20 protein-coding genes are annotated in these 14,885 nt (G+C 66.5%); 17 read left to right on the top strand and 3 right to left on the bottom strand.

All coding sequences use genetic code 11. From position 1 onward, the window contains the following. Positions 1-2: 2 nt before the first annotated feature. Both QPR87_RS06675 and fliF read right to left on the bottom strand, forming a co-directional pair. The gene (locus QPR87_RS06675) at positions 3-563 is read right to left on the bottom strand and encodes a FliH/SctL family protein (RefSeq protein WP_285048827.1); all 561 of its coding nucleotides are present in this window, start codon (positions 561-563) and stop codon (positions 3-5) included. Next, on the bottom strand, positions 560-2,125 hold the full coding sequence (fliF, locus tag QPR87_RS06670; protein WP_285048826.1) for a flagellar basal-body MS-ring/collar protein FliF: 1,566 nt from the start codon (positions 2,123-2,125) through the stop codon (positions 560-562). The genes QPR87_RS06675 and fliF overlap by 4 nt, the downstream gene beginning before the upstream one ends. Before the next feature lie 102 nt (positions 2,126-2,227). Between fliF and QPR87_RS06665 the strand changes: the two genes are divergently transcribed. From QPR87_RS06665 to kynU, 16 genes are all read left to right on the top strand, one after another. After that, positions 2,228-2,710 (top strand): flagellar basal body-associated FliL family protein, encoded by a 483-nt coding sequence (locus QPR87_RS06665; RefSeq protein ID WP_011748928.1) that lies wholly within the window; start codon positions 2,228-2,230, stop codon positions 2,708-2,710. Then, a complete protein-coding gene (locus QPR87_RS06660; RefSeq protein WP_011748927.1) occupies positions 2,707-3,054 on the top strand; it encodes a hypothetical protein in 348 nt (115 codons plus the stop codon). Before QPR87_RS06665 ends, QPR87_RS06660 begins: the two co-directional genes overlap by 4 nt. Then, complete coding sequence (locus QPR87_RS06655) at positions 3,047-3,589, top strand: MotE family protein (protein WP_011748926.1); 543 nt, start codon at positions 3,047-3,049, stop codon at positions 3,587-3,589. The genes QPR87_RS06660 and QPR87_RS06655 overlap by 8 nt, the downstream gene beginning before the upstream one ends. An 8-nt stretch (positions 3,590-3,597) precedes the next feature. After that, positions 3,598-4,464, top strand: coding sequence for a flagellar motor stator protein MotA (gene motA / locus QPR87_RS06650; RefSeq protein ID WP_104493866.1), 867 nt, complete (start codon positions 3,598-3,600; stop codon positions 4,462-4,464). Beyond that, entirely contained in the window at positions 4,461-4,730 is a 270-nt protein-coding gene (locus QPR87_RS06645) for a hypothetical protein (RefSeq protein ID WP_104493867.1), read from the top strand. Before motA ends, QPR87_RS06645 begins: the two co-directional genes overlap by 4 nt. Then, the gene (locus tag QPR87_RS06640; protein WP_285048825.1) at positions 4,727-6,811 is read left to right on the top strand and encodes a flagellar biosynthesis protein FlhA; all 2,085 of its coding nucleotides are present in this window, start codon (positions 4,727-4,729) and stop codon (positions 6,809-6,811) included. Before QPR87_RS06645 ends, QPR87_RS06640 begins: the two co-directional genes overlap by 4 nt. Continuing rightward, a complete protein-coding gene (locus QPR87_RS06635; RefSeq protein WP_285048824.1) occupies positions 6,808-7,566 on the top strand; it encodes a flagellar biosynthetic protein FliR in 759 nt (252 codons plus the stop codon). The genes QPR87_RS06640 and QPR87_RS06635 overlap by 4 nt, the downstream gene beginning before the upstream one ends. Further along, positions 7,563-8,669: a flagellar type III secretion system protein FlhB gene (gene flhB, locus QPR87_RS06630; RefSeq protein WP_285048823.1), complete on the top strand. Its 1,107-nt coding sequence runs from the start codon at positions 7,563-7,565 to the stop codon at positions 8,667-8,669. The genes QPR87_RS06635 and flhB overlap by 4 nt, the downstream gene beginning before the upstream one ends. After that, positions 8,666-9,052: a hypothetical protein gene (locus tag QPR87_RS06625; protein ID WP_041530287.1), complete on the top strand. Its 387-nt coding sequence runs from the start codon at positions 8,666-8,668 to the stop codon at positions 9,050-9,052. Before flhB ends, QPR87_RS06625 begins: the two co-directional genes overlap by 4 nt. After that, positions 9,049-9,201, top strand: a complete 153-nt coding sequence (locus tag QPR87_RS06620) for a hypothetical protein (RefSeq protein ID WP_285048822.1) — start codon at positions 9,049-9,051, stop codon at positions 9,199-9,201. The genes QPR87_RS06625 and QPR87_RS06620 overlap by 4 nt, the downstream gene beginning before the upstream one ends. Positions 9,202-9,204: 3 nt before the next feature. Then, positions 9,205-9,417: a hypothetical protein gene (locus QPR87_RS06615; RefSeq protein ID WP_285048821.1), complete on the top strand. Its 213-nt coding sequence runs from the start codon at positions 9,205-9,207 to the stop codon at positions 9,415-9,417. Positions 9,418-9,569: 152 nt separating this feature from the next. Further along, on the top strand, positions 9,570-10,214 hold the full coding sequence (locus QPR87_RS06610) for a TetR/AcrR family transcriptional regulator (protein ID WP_285048820.1): 645 nt from the start codon (positions 9,570-9,572) through the stop codon (positions 10,212-10,214). Positions 10,215-10,334: 120 nt separating this feature from the next. Then, complete coding sequence (locus QPR87_RS06605; RefSeq protein WP_104493871.1) at positions 10,335-10,673, top strand: hypothetical protein; 339 nt, start codon at positions 10,335-10,337, stop codon at positions 10,671-10,673. 3 nt (positions 10,674-10,676) lie between these two features. Continuing rightward, positions 10,677-10,964: an I78 family peptidase inhibitor gene (locus QPR87_RS06600; RefSeq protein ID WP_285048819.1), complete on the top strand. Its 288-nt coding sequence runs from the start codon at positions 10,677-10,679 to the stop codon at positions 10,962-10,964. Between the two features lie 315 nt (positions 10,965-11,279). Next, complete coding sequence (locus tag QPR87_RS06595) at positions 11,280-12,308, top strand: substrate-binding domain-containing protein (protein ID WP_285048818.1); 1,029 nt, start codon at positions 11,280-11,282, stop codon at positions 12,306-12,308. Positions 12,309-12,325: 17 nt separating this feature from the next. Next, the gene (kynU, locus tag QPR87_RS06590) at positions 12,326-13,570 is read left to right on the top strand and encodes a kynureninase (protein ID WP_285048817.1); all 1,245 of its coding nucleotides are present in this window, start codon (positions 12,326-12,328) and stop codon (positions 13,568-13,570) included. Positions 13,571-13,579: 9 nt separating this feature from the next. Here kynU and QPR87_RS06585 read toward each other — a convergent pair whose 3' ends face one another. Then, positions 13,580-14,350 carry a DeoR/GlpR family DNA-binding transcription regulator gene (locus tag QPR87_RS06585; RefSeq protein WP_011748899.1) on the bottom strand — a complete coding sequence of 257 codons (771 nt, stop codon included), beginning with the start codon at positions 14,348-14,350 and terminating at the stop codon, positions 13,580-13,582. Positions 14,351-14,539: 189 nt separating this feature from the next. On the opposite strand from QPR87_RS06585, the gene QPR87_RS06580 reads away from it, so the two are divergent. Further along, a partial coding sequence (locus QPR87_RS06580; protein WP_285048816.1) for an FGGY family carbohydrate kinase occupies positions 14,540-14,885 on the top strand: 346 nt, incomplete at its 3' end.

The raw sequence follows: 14,885 nt of genomic DNA, 5'->3' as shown, positions 1-14,885 counted from the left end.
GATCATTCCCCGGTCTTGATGTCGTTGATGATGGTTTTCAGCTCGGTGGCGGCGCGCGAAGGATCGAAGATGATCGCACCATGGCCGGCGACCAACTCGACCATGTCCTGGCCCGCCCGAAGGCTTTCGATCCGCACATGGGGGAACAGCCCGCTGCCAAGGCAATCCGCCACGTCCGCGTGCAGGTCTTCGGGACATCGGACGATCAATGTCCGATCCGGCGCATGCTCGATGATCCGCGCCATCTCCTCGGCCAGTGAAAGCCGCAACCGCTCCTTTTCCGAGCAAGGGCCGAGCACATCCACGATGGCGTGCAGGATCGGCACCAGCGCGTTGCGGATATCCCCGCGCAGCGCGGCTTCAGCTTCGTGCCCGGCCTGCATGTTCTGGCGGAGATCGTCCAAGGCCCGGGTCAACGCATCCAGGCTGGCCTCGCGGCCTTCGGTCAGGCCCTTCTCGTAGCCGTGCTGAAAAGCTTCCTCGCGCCCGGTCGCCGCAGCCAGCTGCTCGTCGCCCACGGCGCCAAAGGAAAACGAATCGAGGCGAAGCGCGGCGGGTCTCATACGGCGTCCTCACGCTTCTCGATCCAGCCTGACAGGATTTGCAGGCTTTCGTCCTTGCGCGATTTCATCAGCTCCTTGAGCCGCCCCACCGGATCGCTGCCGTCCGTCCCCGCGGGCGCGAAGTCGATCTCGGGAACGACATTGGCAACGGCGGGGGCCGGGGCGCCTTCGGTCCTGGCACCCGCAAGAGCCGGCGGCCGTTCCGGGCGATCCAGCATGGCCTGGCCCGGACTGCCCGCAGGTTTCGACCTCAACAGCGGGCGCAACAGGAATGCCGCCAGTGCCAGTGCGAAAAACCCGACCAGGGCGATGCGGATCAGCCCGTTCAGGTCCAGCCTCGACAGGAAACCGCCGGCGCTGGCCAGCGTGCCTGCCTGGGAAAGCGAGGCGAAGGGCAGCGATTTCACCGTGATCGCATCGCCCCGCCCTTCGTCGAAGCCCACGGCCGAGGCGACCAGTTCTCGGATCGCCTGAAGCTCGGTCTCTTCGCGCGGCACCAGCGTGGCTTCGCCGTTGGCCTCTGTCCGGGCGACCCCGTTCACCAGCACGGCCACGGTCAGGCGCCGGGTGGCGCCGGGCTGGCGCGTCACCTCGCGCGTGATCTTGCTGACCTCGAAGTTCGAGCGCTGGCGGGTCTCCGACCGCGAGGAGCGGCTCTGGTCTCCGGCACCGTCCTGGCCCTCGGGCAGGTTCGAGGCGGCGGTGACCGTGCCCTGTTGCGCATTGCTGCTTTGATCGGCGCTTTCCTCGCTTTCCTGCGAGATCAGCGCCCTTTCCTGCGGGTCGAAACGCTGCTCGGTCAGCAGTTCGGATTCGTTGACCACGTCCAGATGCAACTCGACGATGGCATTGCCGTGGCCGACATGCGCGGCCAGGATGCGCTCGACATTGCGCTTCATCTCGGCCTCGCGATCCTCGCCCGAGGAAATCACGCCGCGTTCGCTGTCGATCACCGCGACCCGATCCGCCGTCATGCCCGGAACGCCAGATGAGATAAGGAACTTCAATGCTTTCGCCTGATTGCGACTGATCGGCGTGCCGTCGGTCGTCAGCGTGACCGAAGCGGTCGCCTCGGCCTCGCGCCGATAGCCGCGGCCCTGCGGCACGGCCAGATGCACGCGCGCCGCCTTGACGTTCGGCAAGGCCAGGATGGTGCGCGCCAATTCGCCTTCCTTGGCACGCCAATAGGCGGCATCGAACATCTGCGAGGTGGTGCCGAAGCCCGACATGCCGTCGAGAATCTCGTAGCCCGAGCCGCCGGCCGAGGGCAGCCCCTCGCCGGCCAGCGTCATGCGCAATTCGTCCCGGCGGCTTTCCGCGACCCAGATGGAATCGCCCCGGATCTCATAGGGGACGCCGGATTTTTCGACCGCGGCCATCACTGCGCCGGACTGCTGCGGATCGAGCCCGGAATAGAGCAACGCCATGCCGGGCCGGCTGGCCATCCAGGACAACCCCGCAATGGCGGCAAATGTGAACAGGAAGGCCGCCGCCAGCATGGCCCTCTGCTTCGTGCTTCTGTCGCGCCAGTAGTCCTGCAGTTTCAGCAAAACCGCCCCCATCGAATCGCCGTGATCCTTGTCGCGACCTTGATGGCACGGGGGCGATTAAGAATTGGTTAGCCCGCGAGTGATATCCAGGCCCTGGACGGATGGAGAATCACCATGACCGATGTCGCCGACATCAACGCGGAAGGAAAACCAGGCGGAGGAATCGGCCGCATCCTGTTGCCGCTGGGCCTGGCCCTTGCCTTGGGTGGGGCCGGCTTTGCCTCGACCTGGCTGGGATTCTGGTCGCCCATGTCGCTTTTCTCGGCGAAGGAGCAGGTCGCCCAGGCCGAGGCCGCGCCGTCCCTTGCCTTCGTCGATATCCCCCAGATCGTGCTGACGCTGGCCGGACCCCGGGCGCGAACCCTGGTGATGACGGTCAAGATCGAGACCGACCAGGGCCACCGTGCCGAGGTCGAACACCTGATTCCGCGCCTGCTGGACAGTTTCAACGGCTTTCTTGCCGATATCGACGGCACGGCCTTCGAGAAACGCGGGATATTGGACATCGTCCGGGACGAGCTGGCAACGCGCGCCGTCTTTGTCCTGGGCAGGGAGGCATTCACCGATGTCCTCATCACGGAGTTCAGGGTCCAATGACGATCGCGCAGCTTTTACAGGTGGTCCTGATCGCCTTTACCATCGGGCTGTCGGGATTTTGCTTCATGCTGGCACGTCGGCTGCGCAAGCTGAACGACCTGGAAACCGGACTGGGCGGCGCCATCGCCGTCATGACCAGCGAAATTGGCCGGCTGGAGAAATCCATCCTACTGGCCAAGGCCGAGGCCACTGCCGCAACCCAGGCGCTTGCCGACGAGATCGAGCGTGCCAAGCAGGAGCGCGCATTCTGGATGTTGCAGCAGAAGTTCGCCGAGGCTGGCCCATCGCGGCCCGCCCGCTTGCAGCGCCGCCGCCGTCGCGAAGGAACGGTGGCCAATGCGTAAGCCGATCCTGTCGATCCTGGGCGGCGTAATGATCCTGGCCGCGGCCGGCCAGGCGGTGATGCTGATGGACGGGCTGTCGCGACTGTCGGCGAATGCCGAGCCTTCGGAATTGATGGCGGGCTGCACCGACGTTCCCGAAGCTGTTGCCCTGGCCGAGACGCTGCGCGAGCGCGCCCTGCGCCTCGACCGCTACATGCAGGAGATCGAGCGGCGGAAGGCCGAAATTGCCGCTGCCGAAAAGCGGCTGACCGAGAGGCTGGTCGAACTGCGCAAGCTGAAGCAGCGGATCGTCCAGGGCAACCAGGGCCAGAGCCAGGCGCAGACCGAGGATATCGCGCGGCTGATCGCGGTCTATGACCAGATGAAGCCCGAACAGGCGGCCATGGTCCTGTCGAACCTGCCGCCGGATTTTGCCGCGCAGATCCTTGCCCGCGTTCAGCCCGAAACGGGTGCCCGGATCATGGCCTCGGTCGAGCCGGGCCATGCCGCGATCCTGACGTCATACATGGGCGCCCTTCGGGCCGCCGGGAAATAGGTGAATACATGTTCGGCATGATCGGCATCGTCGTGACCTTCGCGATGGTCTTCGGTGGATACATCCTGGCAGGCGGAAAGCTGGGGGTCATCCTGCACTCGCTGCCCTTCGAAATGATGATGATCGGCGGGGCGGCCGTCGGCTCGTTCCTGCTGTCGAACGAGACGGCGGTCATCAAGCAGGCGCTGGGGGGCATCGGCCGCTCGCTCAAGGGGCCGCGCTGGCACGAATCCGACGTGCAGGACGTGCTTTGCCTGCTGTTCCAGCTGCTGCGGATCGCACGCGCAAGCCCGGTCGAACTGGAAGAGCATATCGAGAAGCCCGAATCGTCGTCGATCTTCCAGGCTTACCCCCGGATTCTGGCCGATGAGCATGTCGTGACGCTGATCGCCGACACGCTGCGCTCGGCCAGCCTGAACTACGACGATCCCTATCAGGTCGAAGAGATGCTTTCACAGCGTATCGGCCTGATGAACGAAGAAACCATGCACGCCCCGCATGCATTGCAGAACATGGCCGATGCGCTGCCCGCGCTGGGAATCGTCGCGGCCGTCCTGGGCGTGATCAAGACCATGAGCTCGATCGACCAGCCGCCCGAGGTGCTGGGCAAGATGATCGGCGGCGCGCTTGTCGGCACGTTCCTGGGCGTGTTCCTGGCCTATGCGATCGTCGCCCCCTTCGCCCAGCGGCTGGGGGCCGTGACCAAGCAGGACCAGGCCTTTTACGACGTGATCAAATCCGTCCTGGTGGCGGGCCTGCATCAGCATGCGACCAATCTGTGTGTCGAGGTCGGCCGGCAATCGGCGCCCGATCATGTCCGTCCCTCGTTCGGCGATCTCGAGAACGCGCTGCGCGAGCTGAAGAGGGCGTCGTGATCGCGGCGCTGATCCTGTCCGCCGCGCTGGCCGAAGCCGCCGCAGGCGGGGTGCCGACCCGAGAGGGCATGATCCGCGACGCGACGGACCGGCTGCTTTACGGTGAGCCGCTGCCGGCGGATATCGACGACAGGCTGATGCGGCTTTCGCCCTCCGACCGGATCGAGGTCCTGATCTTTCTCAGGCGGTCGGGCATGCTGATCGGTCCGGCCTGGAGCATCGAGCGCCTGCTGGAACCGGCAAGACCCCAGGGAGCACAGGAATGAGCATTGCCGAAACACCCGCAGCGGGCTGGGCGGTGCGGCCGCTGATCATCACCGGGGTTTTGCTGCTGATCGTGCTGTCCATGGTCATCCCCATGTCGGCGCGGCTGCTGGACCTGGGGATCGCGCTGTCCATCGCCAGCGCGACATTGATCCTGGTGATGGCCTCGCTTGTGGAAAAACCCACGGATTTCCAGGCTTTCCCGGTCCTGCTGCTGGTCTCGCTGCTGATCCGGTTGTCGCTCAACATCTCATCGACCCGGCTGATCCTGACCAATGGCCAGAACGGTGCCAATGCCGCCGGCCATGTCATCGAGGCCTTCGCCGAATTCGTGGCCGGCGGCTCGCTTCTGGTCGGGCTGACGGTCTTTGCCGTGATCACGGTGGTGAACTTCATGGTCATCACCAAGGGGTCGGGGCGCATGGCCGAGGTTTCGGCCCGGTTCGCGCTGGATTCCCTTCCGGGCAAGCAGCTTGCCATCGACGGCGACCTGAACTCGGGTGCGATCGACCATGACGAGGCCAAGCGCCGCCGCGCCCGCGAGCAACGCGAGATCAGCTTTTTCGGCTCTCTCGACGGGGCATCGAAATTCGTCAAGGGCGATGCCATCGCCGGTCTGGTCATCACGCTGATCAACCTGTTCGTCGGTCTGGCCGCGGGCGTGATCCTGCACGGCATGCCGGTGGCCGAGGCCATGTCCACCTATTCCCGGCTGACCATCGGGGACGGGCTGGTCAGCCAGATCCCGGCGCTGATCACCTCGATGGCGGCGGCGCTGCTCTTGTCCCGCGGCGGGGCGACCGAGACGACCGCCGATCTGCTGTCGCAGCAATTCCTCAGCAACTGGCAGGTGCCCTTCATCTGCGCGGTGGGCATGCTGTTCATCGGTCTGGTCCCCGGCATGCCGACGCTGGTCTTTTTCGGCCTGGCTGCGGTGCTGGGCGTGGCGGCCTGGTTCATTCGCGCCCGGCAGGACAAGACCAGACCCGAGGATGCGGCACCCGTGGAATCCCATGCCGCCGCCTCGGCGCAGACCCGCATTGGCGACGTGCTGGATACCGATGAGATATGCGTCGAGATCGGTGCGGGCCTGATTCTCAGTGCGCTTGATCCGGTGCGCGGGCTGGGCCAGCGCATCACCAACCTCAGGCTGCACATTGCGCGCGCCTATGGGATGATCCTGCCCGATGTCCGCATCACGGACGGCACCGGCTTTCAAGAGGGCGAGTATGTCGTCCGGTTGCAGGGCGTCGTGCGCGGCAAGGGTGTCCTGCGGCCGCAGGGCGTGCTGGCGTTGGGTGCGGAAGCCACGCTCGACGAACTGGACGGCGAAAACGTGCACGAGCCGGTCTATGGCAGCGCCGCGCGCTGGATCGCGCCGGAATGGCAGGACGAGGCGGCGATCGCCGGCGCCACCGTCGTGACCCCGATGGAGGTGCTGTCCACGCATCTGATGGAGGTGGTCAAGACCAACCTGCCCGCGCTTTTGACCATGTCCTCGATGCAGCGGATGATCCGCGAACTCTGCAGCGTCTCGGACGAGCATCGCGCCCAGCTGAACCAGCGGTTCTTCGACAGCATGGTGCCGGACAAGGTGCCGCCCGAGATGCTGCTGGCCGTCCTGCGCGGCTTGCTGGAAGAGCGGATCTCGGTCCGCAACCTGGTGCTGATCACCGATGCGGTGCATGAGGCGCGCGGCGGTGCCTCGCCCGAGGCCGTCTATGAGCAGGTGCGCAAGCGGCTGCGTGGCCAGATCACCGAGCAGTTCTTGGACGAGGACGGCTATCTGGAATTGCTGCAACTGCATCCGCAATGGGAGGCAGAGATTGCCCGCAGCGAAGCCGAAAGTGCAAGGGCGGGGAATGGCGCCATCTCGCAGATCCAGAAACGGCTGGCCGATGCCCTGCAGGCCACGCTGAGCGGTTTGCCACCCGGCATCGAGGTGGTCCTGGCGGTGCCCGATCACCGTCGGCGCCTGGTGCGGATGATGCTGTCCTCGGCCGGGATCGCGACCCCGGTGCTGGGGCTGGACGAGATCGACCCGGGCGCACAGGTCAGGCTGCGGGGAACGGTCGGGCCATGACCCAGTTGCTGGCGGATCCGCGCCTGGCGGCCATGCTGGCCGGGCTGCTGCTGACCTATTGCCGGGTGCAGGCCTGCTTCCTGATGCTGCCGGTTTTCTCCGAGCGCGCCATGCCGGTCCGGGTGCGCGCGGCGCTGGCCATGGCGATCACGCCCCTGCTGGCGGAACATGCGCAATCGGTGGGTGGAATTGACGGTTTGCTGCATCTCGCCGCCCTGGCAGGGGCCGAGATCCTGTCCGGGCTGGTGCTTGGCGGGCTCGTGCGGCTGTTCGCCGTTGCGCTGAACATCGCTGCCACGGCCATCGCTGCGACCGCGTCGCTGTCGCAGCTGATCGGCGCGGCCAATGAATATTCCCCGCACCCCATCGGCAACCTGATGCATCTGGCCGGATTGGCCGTCCTGATGGCTCTGGGCTTTCCGGTCCTTGCATGCGACCTGTTGCGCGAAAGCCTGGTGCTGCGGCCTCTTGGGGATTGGCCGCAGGTCTCCGAGGCCCTGCCCAGCGCAGTTTCACTGGTCCGGCAAAGCTTCGTTCTGGCCATGCTGCTGGCGGCCCCGTTCATCCTGGGCGGTTTCCTGTTCCAGGTCCTGTCGGGCATGATCAGCAAGGTCATGCCGACCCTGCCGGTGATCTTCATCGGTGCGCCGGGGGCGATCCTGCTGGCCTTGCTGGCGCTTGTGATGCTGGCGCCCTCGATCCTTTCGGTCTGGGTCGATGCGGTTCTCGGCAAAATGGGAACACTGCTGCGATGAGCCGGGAAAACAACGACGACAAGCAGTTCGACGCCACGGAAAGCAAGCTGCGCAAGGCCCGGCAGGAAGGCGATGTCCCGCGCTCGGCGGAACTGCAATCGGCGCTGATGTATCTGGGTTTCTGGTTCGCGGCGCTGTTCGCCACGATCTGGGCCGTGCCGGCATGGCTCGGCATGGCCGCGCGCGTCCTGGGCGGCGAGCCATGGCCCGATGCCGAAGGGCGCGCGGTCGCCGATCTGGCGCGTGCCCTGGCGGGGCAGGCCGGGCTGGTGACCGTTGCGGGGGTCGCGATCATGGCGCTGCCGATCCTGCTTGGCATGGTGGCGCAGCGTTCCGTCGTGCTGACACCCAAGAAGCTGTTGCCTGACTTCAAGCGTGTCAACCCGGTCAAGAATGCCGCGCAGAAATTCGGCAAGAGTGGGCTGGTCACCTTTGCCATCTCGCTGGGAAAGGCCCTGTTGGTCGGCGTGGGAGGCTGGTTTCTCTACGCCTCGCTTTTGGCCTGGCTGATGACTTCGGGCGCCATGCAGGATCTGCAATGGGTCGAGGGGCTGGGTCTGATCCTGCGCCGGGCGGTGCTTCTGGCGCTGGGGATCGGTGCGATCTTCGCCATCATCGACCTGATCTGGAAGCGGCTCGAATATCTGAAGCGGCACCGCATGTCCCGGCAGGAGATGCAGGACGAACACAAGGAAAACGAGGGCGATCCGCACCTGAAGGCCGCGCGGCGGCAAAAGGGCGTGGACATCGTGCTCAGCGCCATGCTGGCCGATGTCCAGAAGGCCGACGTGATCATCGTCAACCCGACCCACTATGCGGTGGCGCTGGAGTGGAAACGCGGCAGCGGCCGGGCTCCGGTCTGCCTGGCGAAAGGGGTGGACGACGTGGCCCGCCGCATCCGCGAGCGCGCGCAGGATCATCGGGTGCCCATCTGGTCCGATCCGCCCTGCGCCCGTGCCCTGCACGCCACGGTCGAGATCGGACAGGAGATCAAGGCCGAACATTTCGCTCCGGTCGCCGCCGCCATCCGCTTTGCCGAGGCCATGCGCAAGAAGGCGCGCGAGGGATGGGGCAGCCCGCCCCGGCGCAGGGAGGGGATATGAGGCGCGTCAGCGATGCGCTTGCCGGGCTGGAACGGATCGCCCGGCTGAAGGCGGATATGGAAATGCGGCGCCTGGCCGCCTTTCGCGCGCATGTCGAGGCGGCGCGCCATCGGATCGGCCGGCTGGAGGCTGAGCTCGAGGCGATCTATCGCTCGGACCAGCCGTTCTCGATCCCCGAGGCGCGGTTGACGAATGCCCTGGCGGGCGAACGCAGCCGGGCCCTGCTGGCGGCCGAGGGCGAGCTGGCCCGGATCCTGCCCGGCTATGAACAGGTCCGGCAGGCTGCCGCACGCGAATTCGGCCGCGGCGAGGCCGTGCATGCCTTGCGCAAGGATCTGGCCGGGCAGGCTCGGCGGGACAGGCTGCGGCGCGATGGCGCATGACGATGCAGGGCCTCGGCAAGAAGCTGGCTGGAGCCGGGGCGATCAGCACCAATCGCGGCCGGGGATGCACGGCCCCTGCCGAATCGCGCCTGACGATCCGGGCTGGCCTCGTCTCCGATATCAGCGGCCGTTATGATCTCGGGGCGTGAATCGTGAAAACGGCCCTTGCCTTGCCTGGTTTCACGGCAAGGGCCGGTGTATTTTCCATCGCCCTGCCGGCGCGGCTGCAAGGCAGGTCGCAGGGGATCACGGAAAAAGGCATCGGTTCTTCCGGTTCTCTCGGTTCGCGCTGCAAGGCCGCGCCGATTCCGATGATCCCCCTGCGATCCATGATGAGTCCCGCGACAATCCACGACAAGTTTTAGACATATTGCGCTTCATGCCGCGCAGAAGCTTTGCAAAGAATCTGGTTTGCCCTTATGAACGGAAAGGCTCGATTTCGGCGGCGTTCCGGTGTCTGTGTTTTGTCCCGCGGTTTCGCGAGACAAGTTAAGGAGTAATCAGGGGGTACTCGTGGATGCCTAAGGCTCTTCCAGTAACGCGCGGTCGCAAATTCCTGCAGGTGCTAGAGGGCGCCAGGACGATCTTTCTGCGCGATGGGTTCGAGGGGGCAAGCGTTGATGACATTGCCCGAGAGGCGGGTGTGTCCAAGGCGACACTCTATAGCTATTTTCCCGACAAGCGCGTCATGTTCATGGAGGTTTTTCGTAACGAGCTTTCCCGCGAGGCTGCCGATGCCAGCGCGCTGATCGAGGTCGAGCTTCCGGTCGGGCAGGTTCTGCCCTTTATCGTCCAGATCATCTCGGCGCATATGATCTCGGAGTTCGGGCTGCGCATCTTCAGGGTCAGCGTGGGCGAGGCCGAGCGTTTCCCCTCGCTCGCGCAGGAGTATTACGAATCCGGGCCGGCGCTTTTGCGCCAGCAGCTGATCGGTTATCTGGAGCGTTGCGTCCAGCGCGGGGAATTGCGCATTCCCGACCTGGAACTGGCGGCCGACCAGCTTATCGAATTGGCCGGGGTCACCATCCACGACCGTGCGCTGTTCCTGGGTCCGCAATCGGTGGACAAGGAGCTTTTGCGCAAGGTGAACCGCAGCGCGGTCGCCATGTTCCTTGCCTGCTACGGCGATGGCGGGAACGCGCTGGTCGCTGCGGCCGAATAGGCATTGACCGGCGCGGTTCTGCTGCAACGCTGCGCCGTATTCGTCGACGGGCCGCTTCTCATTTGCATGACGCACCCTTATGATGGCGCGCCAGAAATTCCCTTATTGGATGATTGCCTGATGACCCGAGCCCTGATCGCGCTTCTTGCTCTTGCCCCGCTTGCCGCTTGCACCCCGGCCTATGCGCCGGCGCCCGAGCCGGCTCCGGCCGTCGCGCCTCTGCCGCCCGTGCCGGTGGCCGGCGTCAGCGGGCTGGAATCGCGCGAACCCGATGCCTGCCATGCCAAGAACTATGTCTCGGCCCTGGGCCAGCCCGGCAGCATCATCCCGACCTTGGGCGTGAACCGCGACTATCGCGTCGTCGAATATCGCGGCATCGAGCCGCAGGAATACGATCCGCTGCGCATCGTCTTCCGGCTGGATGCGGCAGGCAATATCTACAATATCGATTGCGGCTGACGGATGCGTGGGATCAAGCGGTTCCTGTTGCTTGCGCCGATTTGCGCGCTTGCCGCCTGTGTCGAGGCGACGCCTCCGGCACAGGTGCCCCAGCCCGGGGCCGACAGCTGCAACGCTGCATCGTTTCGCGGCTTGGTCGGCCAGCCGCGCGGGGTGCTGGACAGGATGACCTTGCCGGCCGGCACGCGCATCATCGGCCCGCGCGATGCGGTGACGATGGATTTCAACGCCGGCCGGATGAACTTCGAGATCGGCGAGGACGGCCGGATCGCCAAGATCGGCTGTTATTGAGACAAAAGGGCGCGAGGACGGGATCGTCGCGCCCTTTTTCGACGGGCTTGCGGCATGGCAGGGGCGGCACCTTACCGATGCTGCCAGTTCTTTGGACCGACCACGCCGTGAGGGAGCCCCCTGCCGGGCATGGTTCTGGCCGAAAGCGGAATGCGCCGGCCCGCACCGCGCGATCAGGCGATGCCGCGCCCGGCCATGGCGCTTGCCCGGGCCGGGATCGCGGCTATGGACCGGCCGGGGCGGATGTTCTAGACATTTCATGGGGCAAGCGGGCGGCCGGGGCTGGCCCGAGAGGTTGCCGGGGGAGCTGGGGAATTGGCCACGCTGAAGGATGTCGCGCGGGCAGCCGGGCTGTCGGTCACGCAGACCAGCCGGGCGCTGAACGACCATTCCGACGTGAACGAGATGACGCGCAAACGGGTCAAGGCCGTGGCGCGGTCGCTGAACTATCAGGCCAATATCTCGGCGCGCAAGCTGGTGACCGGCCGTTCGGGCATGGTCGCGCTGGTGGTGCCGCAATCCACCAACCTGTCCGAGGACGGGCTGTTCATCGAGGGCGTCGCCGGGCTTTCGGCCCAGTTCTCGGGCCGCGGCATGCAGTTCGTGTTGCATGTCGCGCGCCAGGACGAGCCGATCACCGAGGTCTACAAGCGCCTGATCGGCAACGGCATGCTGGACGGTTTCGTGCTGTTCAGCCCGTCGGATAACGATCCGCGCGCCGCTTTCCTGCGGGAAAACTGCATCCCCTTCGTCGTGCACGGCCGCATCGGCCCGGCGCCCGACCACGCCTATTTCGATATCGAGAACGAGGGCATCCTCTATCAGATGACCAGCCACCTGACCGGGCTGGGCCATCGGCGCATCGCGCTGATCAATGGCCGGCAGGGGCTCAGCTTCGCCTCGGCCCGGCTGCGCGGCTATCGCCGGGCGCTGGACGCGGCGGGCATCGCATTCGACCCCGCGCTGACCCGGCATGGCGAGATGACCGAGGCGCTGGGGCTGGTCTCGACCGTCGAGATGTTCCGCCTGGGCGGGCCGCTGCCCACTGCGATCATCTGCAGCCACGTCCATATCGCCAAGGGGGTCTACAAGGCGCTGGAGGCGCTGGAGCTGTCGATCCCCGGCGATGTCTCGGTCATGGCACATGACGATCACCTGCCGGCGCTGCGGGCCTCGGCCTTCTTTCCGGCGCTCAGCGTGACCAAGGCGCCGCTGCGCGACAGCTGGGAACCGCTGGCCGATTGCCTGGCCGGCCTGCTGAAGGGCCGGCCGCTCAGGGAATTGCAGCGCGTCGGCCCGCATGAACTGATCATCCGCAACTCGACCGGCCCGGCGCCGGAATGAACAGCCAAGGACAAGCCATGACCCTTCCCGACCGTGCCGCGATCGAGGCGATGGATGCGCAGGACCCGCTGCGCCACTTGCGCGACGCATTCATCCTGTCCCCGGACGAGGTCTATCTGGACGGCAACTCCCTGGGCGTCCCGACCCGCGCCGCGCAAGAGGAGTTGCTGCGCGCCGCCCGGGATGAGTGGGGCGGCGAGTTGATCCGCAGCTGGAACAGCGCCGGCTGGTTCGACCTGCCCATCGAGCTGGGCGACCGCATCGGGGGGCTGATCGGTGCGGCGCCGGGGCAGGTGGTGGTGGCGGACACTACCTCGGTCAACATCTACAAGGTGCTGCATGCCGCCATGGGCCTGCGGCCGGGGCGCAGGACCGTCGTCGCGGAAAGCGGCAGTTTCCCGACCGATCTCTATATCGCCGAGGGCGTGGTCTCGACCCTGCCCGGCGCGCGGCTGCGGCTGGAGGGCGTGGACGGCGCGACCATCGAGGACATGCTGGACGCCGATGTCGCCGCCGTGCTGGTCAACCATGTGAACTACAAGACCGGCGAATTGCGCGACATGGCCGCGCTGACCGCCCGCATCCACGCGGCGGGCGCCGTCGCCGTCTGGGATCTGTGCCATTCGGCCGGTGCGCTGCCGGTGGAACTGGACGCGGCCGGGGCGGATTTTGCCGTGGGCTGCACCTACAAATACCTGAACGGCGGGCCGGGCTCGCCCGCCTTCGTCTATGCCGCGCACCGGCATCAGGGGCAGGCGCGCCAGCCGCTCAGTGGTTGGTGGGGCCATGCCCGGCCCTTTGCCTTCGAAACGGGTTACGAGGGCGATCCCGGTATTCGCCGCTTTCAATGCGGCACCCAGCCGATCCTGTCGATGCGGGCGCTGAAGGGTGCGCTGGCGATCTGGGACGGGGTGGACATGGCCGTGCTGCGGGCGAAAAGCCTGGCGCTGACCGGCCTGTTCATCCGGCTGGTCGAGGCGCGCTGCGCCGGTCTGGGGCTGGAGCTGGAAAGCCCGCGCGACGATGCCCGGCGCGGCAGCCAGGTCGCCTTTCGCCACGATCATGCCTGGCCGGTGATGCAGGCGCTGATCGCCCGCGGCGTGATCGGCGATTTTCGCGCACCTTCGACGCTGCGCTTCGGCTTTGCGCCGCTTTACCTGCGCCATGTCGATGTGCTGCGCGCGGCCGAGACGCTGGAGGAGGTCCTGAAAAGCGAAAGCTGGACGGACCCGCGCTTTGCCGCTCGGGCGGCGGTGACCTGAGGGCCTGGCCTAGCCTGCCGGCGGACAGATCCGCACCTCGGTGCGCCATTCGGCGCAGCGCCGGACCAGATCCTCGGGCAGGGGCTGGTCGGTGAAGATCGTGTCCAGTTCGGACAGGCTGGCGATGCGGGCGGGTGCGGGGCGGCCGATCTTGGAATGGTCGGTGACCAGGAAGGCGCGGCGCGACTGGCGCAGGATGGCGCGGCTGACCCGCACTTCCGCCAGGTCGAAATCCAGCAGATCGCCGTCATGGTCCAGCGCCGAGGTGCCGATGACTGCGTAATCCACCTTGAACTGCTCGAAGAACTGGGTGGTAAGTTCCCCCACCAGCCCGCCGTCCGAGCGTCGCAGCGCGCCGCCCGCCACCATGATCTCGCAGCCCGGATTGGCCAGCAGGATGTTGGCGACGTTCATGTTGTTGGTGACGACGGTGATGTTGGAATGGTGGATCAGCGCGCGGGCCACCGCCTCGGTCGTGGTGCCCAGGTTCAGGATCAGGCTGCAATTGTCGGGAATTTCCGCCGCGCAGGCCGCGCCGATGGCGGCCTTGGCCTCGGCGTTCATGCGCCGCCGCGCCTCGTAGCCCAGGTTGACCGCGCCGGCGCGCGGCACCGCCCCGCCATGCACGCGGTCCAGAAGGCCCGCCCCCGCCATCTCGCCCAGGTCGCGGCGGATCGTCTGCAATGTCACGTCGAAGCGCTGCGCCAGATCGTCGACCAGCACCCGCCCCTCGGCACGGGCGAGTTCCAGGATTTCGTTCTGGCGTATGCTGAGGGCCACGGGGCGCGCTCCATCGGCTGGACCGCGATCACTCTATGCGATCCGGCCCCGCGCGCAAGCGTTCCCTGCGGGACAGGAGGGTGTCGCCGATGTTCGCATCGCCGGCGATCCGCCCGGAAACGAAAGCCGCTTGACCGGCTGTTTGCCGCGGTGCAGCCTGCCCATCACCCCGGATACAGCAGGCCGCCGATGACCCATATCCTCGCCATCGACCAGGGCACCACGTCCTCGCGCGCGATCCTGTTCGATGCGGGGCTGCGCGTGGTGTCCAGCGCCCAGCACGAATTCCCGCAGCACTACCCCTCCTCCGGCTGGGTCGAGCACGATGCCTCGGACCTTTGGGTGACGGTGGCTGGGGTGGCGCGTGCGGCGGTGGAAAAGGCCGGGCTGCATGCCGGCGACATCGCTGCCATCGGCATCACCAACCAGCGCGAGACCACGCTGCTCTGGGACCGCCGGACCGGCCAGCCGCTGCACCGCGCCATCGTCTGGCAGGACCGCCGCACCGCCGGGCTGTGCGACCGGCTCAGGGCCG

The sequence above is a fragment of the Paracoccus sp. SSJ genome (assembly GCF_030234105.1).
Lineage (GTDB): Bacteria > Pseudomonadota > Alphaproteobacteria > Rhodobacterales > Rhodobacteraceae > Paracoccus > Paracoccus denitrificans.
This window is presented reverse-complemented; position numbering and strand designations above follow the sequence as displayed.

Excerpts from the sequence above, each read along its gene's own strand:
- motA (WP_104493866.1), top strand. The coding sequence starts at position 3,598 with ATGTTCGGCATGATCGGCATCGTCGTGACCTTCGCGATGGTCTTCGGT.
- kynU (WP_285048817.1), top strand. The coding sequence starts at position 12,326 with ATGACCCTTCCCGACCGTGCCGCGATCGAGGCGATGGATGCGCAGGAC.
- QPR87_RS06635 (WP_285048824.1), top strand. The coding sequence starts at position 6,808 with ATGACCCAGTTGCTGGCGGATCCGCGCCTGGCGGCCATGCTGGCCGGG.
- QPR87_RS06610 (WP_285048820.1), top strand. The coding sequence starts at position 9,570 with ATGCCTAAGGCTCTTCCAGTAACGCGCGGTCGCAAATTCCTGCAGGTG.
- QPR87_RS06605 (WP_104493871.1), top strand. The coding sequence starts at position 10,335 with ATGACCCGAGCCCTGATCGCGCTTCTTGCTCTTGCCCCGCTTGCCGCT.
- QPR87_RS06665 (WP_011748928.1), top strand. The coding sequence starts at position 2,228 with ATGACCGATGTCGCCGACATCAACGCGGAAGGAAAACCAGGCGGAGGA.
- fliF (WP_285048826.1), bottom strand. The coding sequence starts at position 2,125 with ATGGGGGCGGTTTTGCTGAAACTGCAGGACTACTGGCGCGACAGAAGC.
- QPR87_RS06655 (WP_011748926.1), top strand. The coding sequence starts at position 3,047 with ATGCGTAAGCCGATCCTGTCGATCCTGGGCGGCGTAATGATCCTGGCC.
- QPR87_RS06640 (WP_285048825.1), top strand. The coding sequence starts at position 4,727 with ATGAGCATTGCCGAAACACCCGCAGCGGGCTGGGCGGTGCGGCCGCTG.
- QPR87_RS06620 (WP_285048822.1), top strand. The coding sequence starts at position 9,049 with ATGACGATGCAGGGCCTCGGCAAGAAGCTGGCTGGAGCCGGGGCGATC.
- QPR87_RS06600 (WP_285048819.1), top strand. The coding sequence starts at position 10,677 with ATGCGTGGGATCAAGCGGTTCCTGTTGCTTGCGCCGATTTGCGCGCTT.
- QPR87_RS06675 (WP_285048827.1), bottom strand. The coding sequence starts at position 563 with ATGAGACCCGCCGCGCTTCGCCTCGATTCGTTTTCCTTTGGCGCCGTG.
- flhB (WP_285048823.1), top strand. The coding sequence starts at position 7,563 with ATGAGCCGGGAAAACAACGACGACAAGCAGTTCGACGCCACGGAAAGC.
- QPR87_RS06625 (WP_041530287.1), top strand. The coding sequence starts at position 8,666 with ATGAGGCGCGTCAGCGATGCGCTTGCCGGGCTGGAACGGATCGCCCGG.
- QPR87_RS06660 (WP_011748927.1), top strand. The coding sequence starts at position 2,707 with ATGACGATCGCGCAGCTTTTACAGGTGGTCCTGATCGCCTTTACCATC.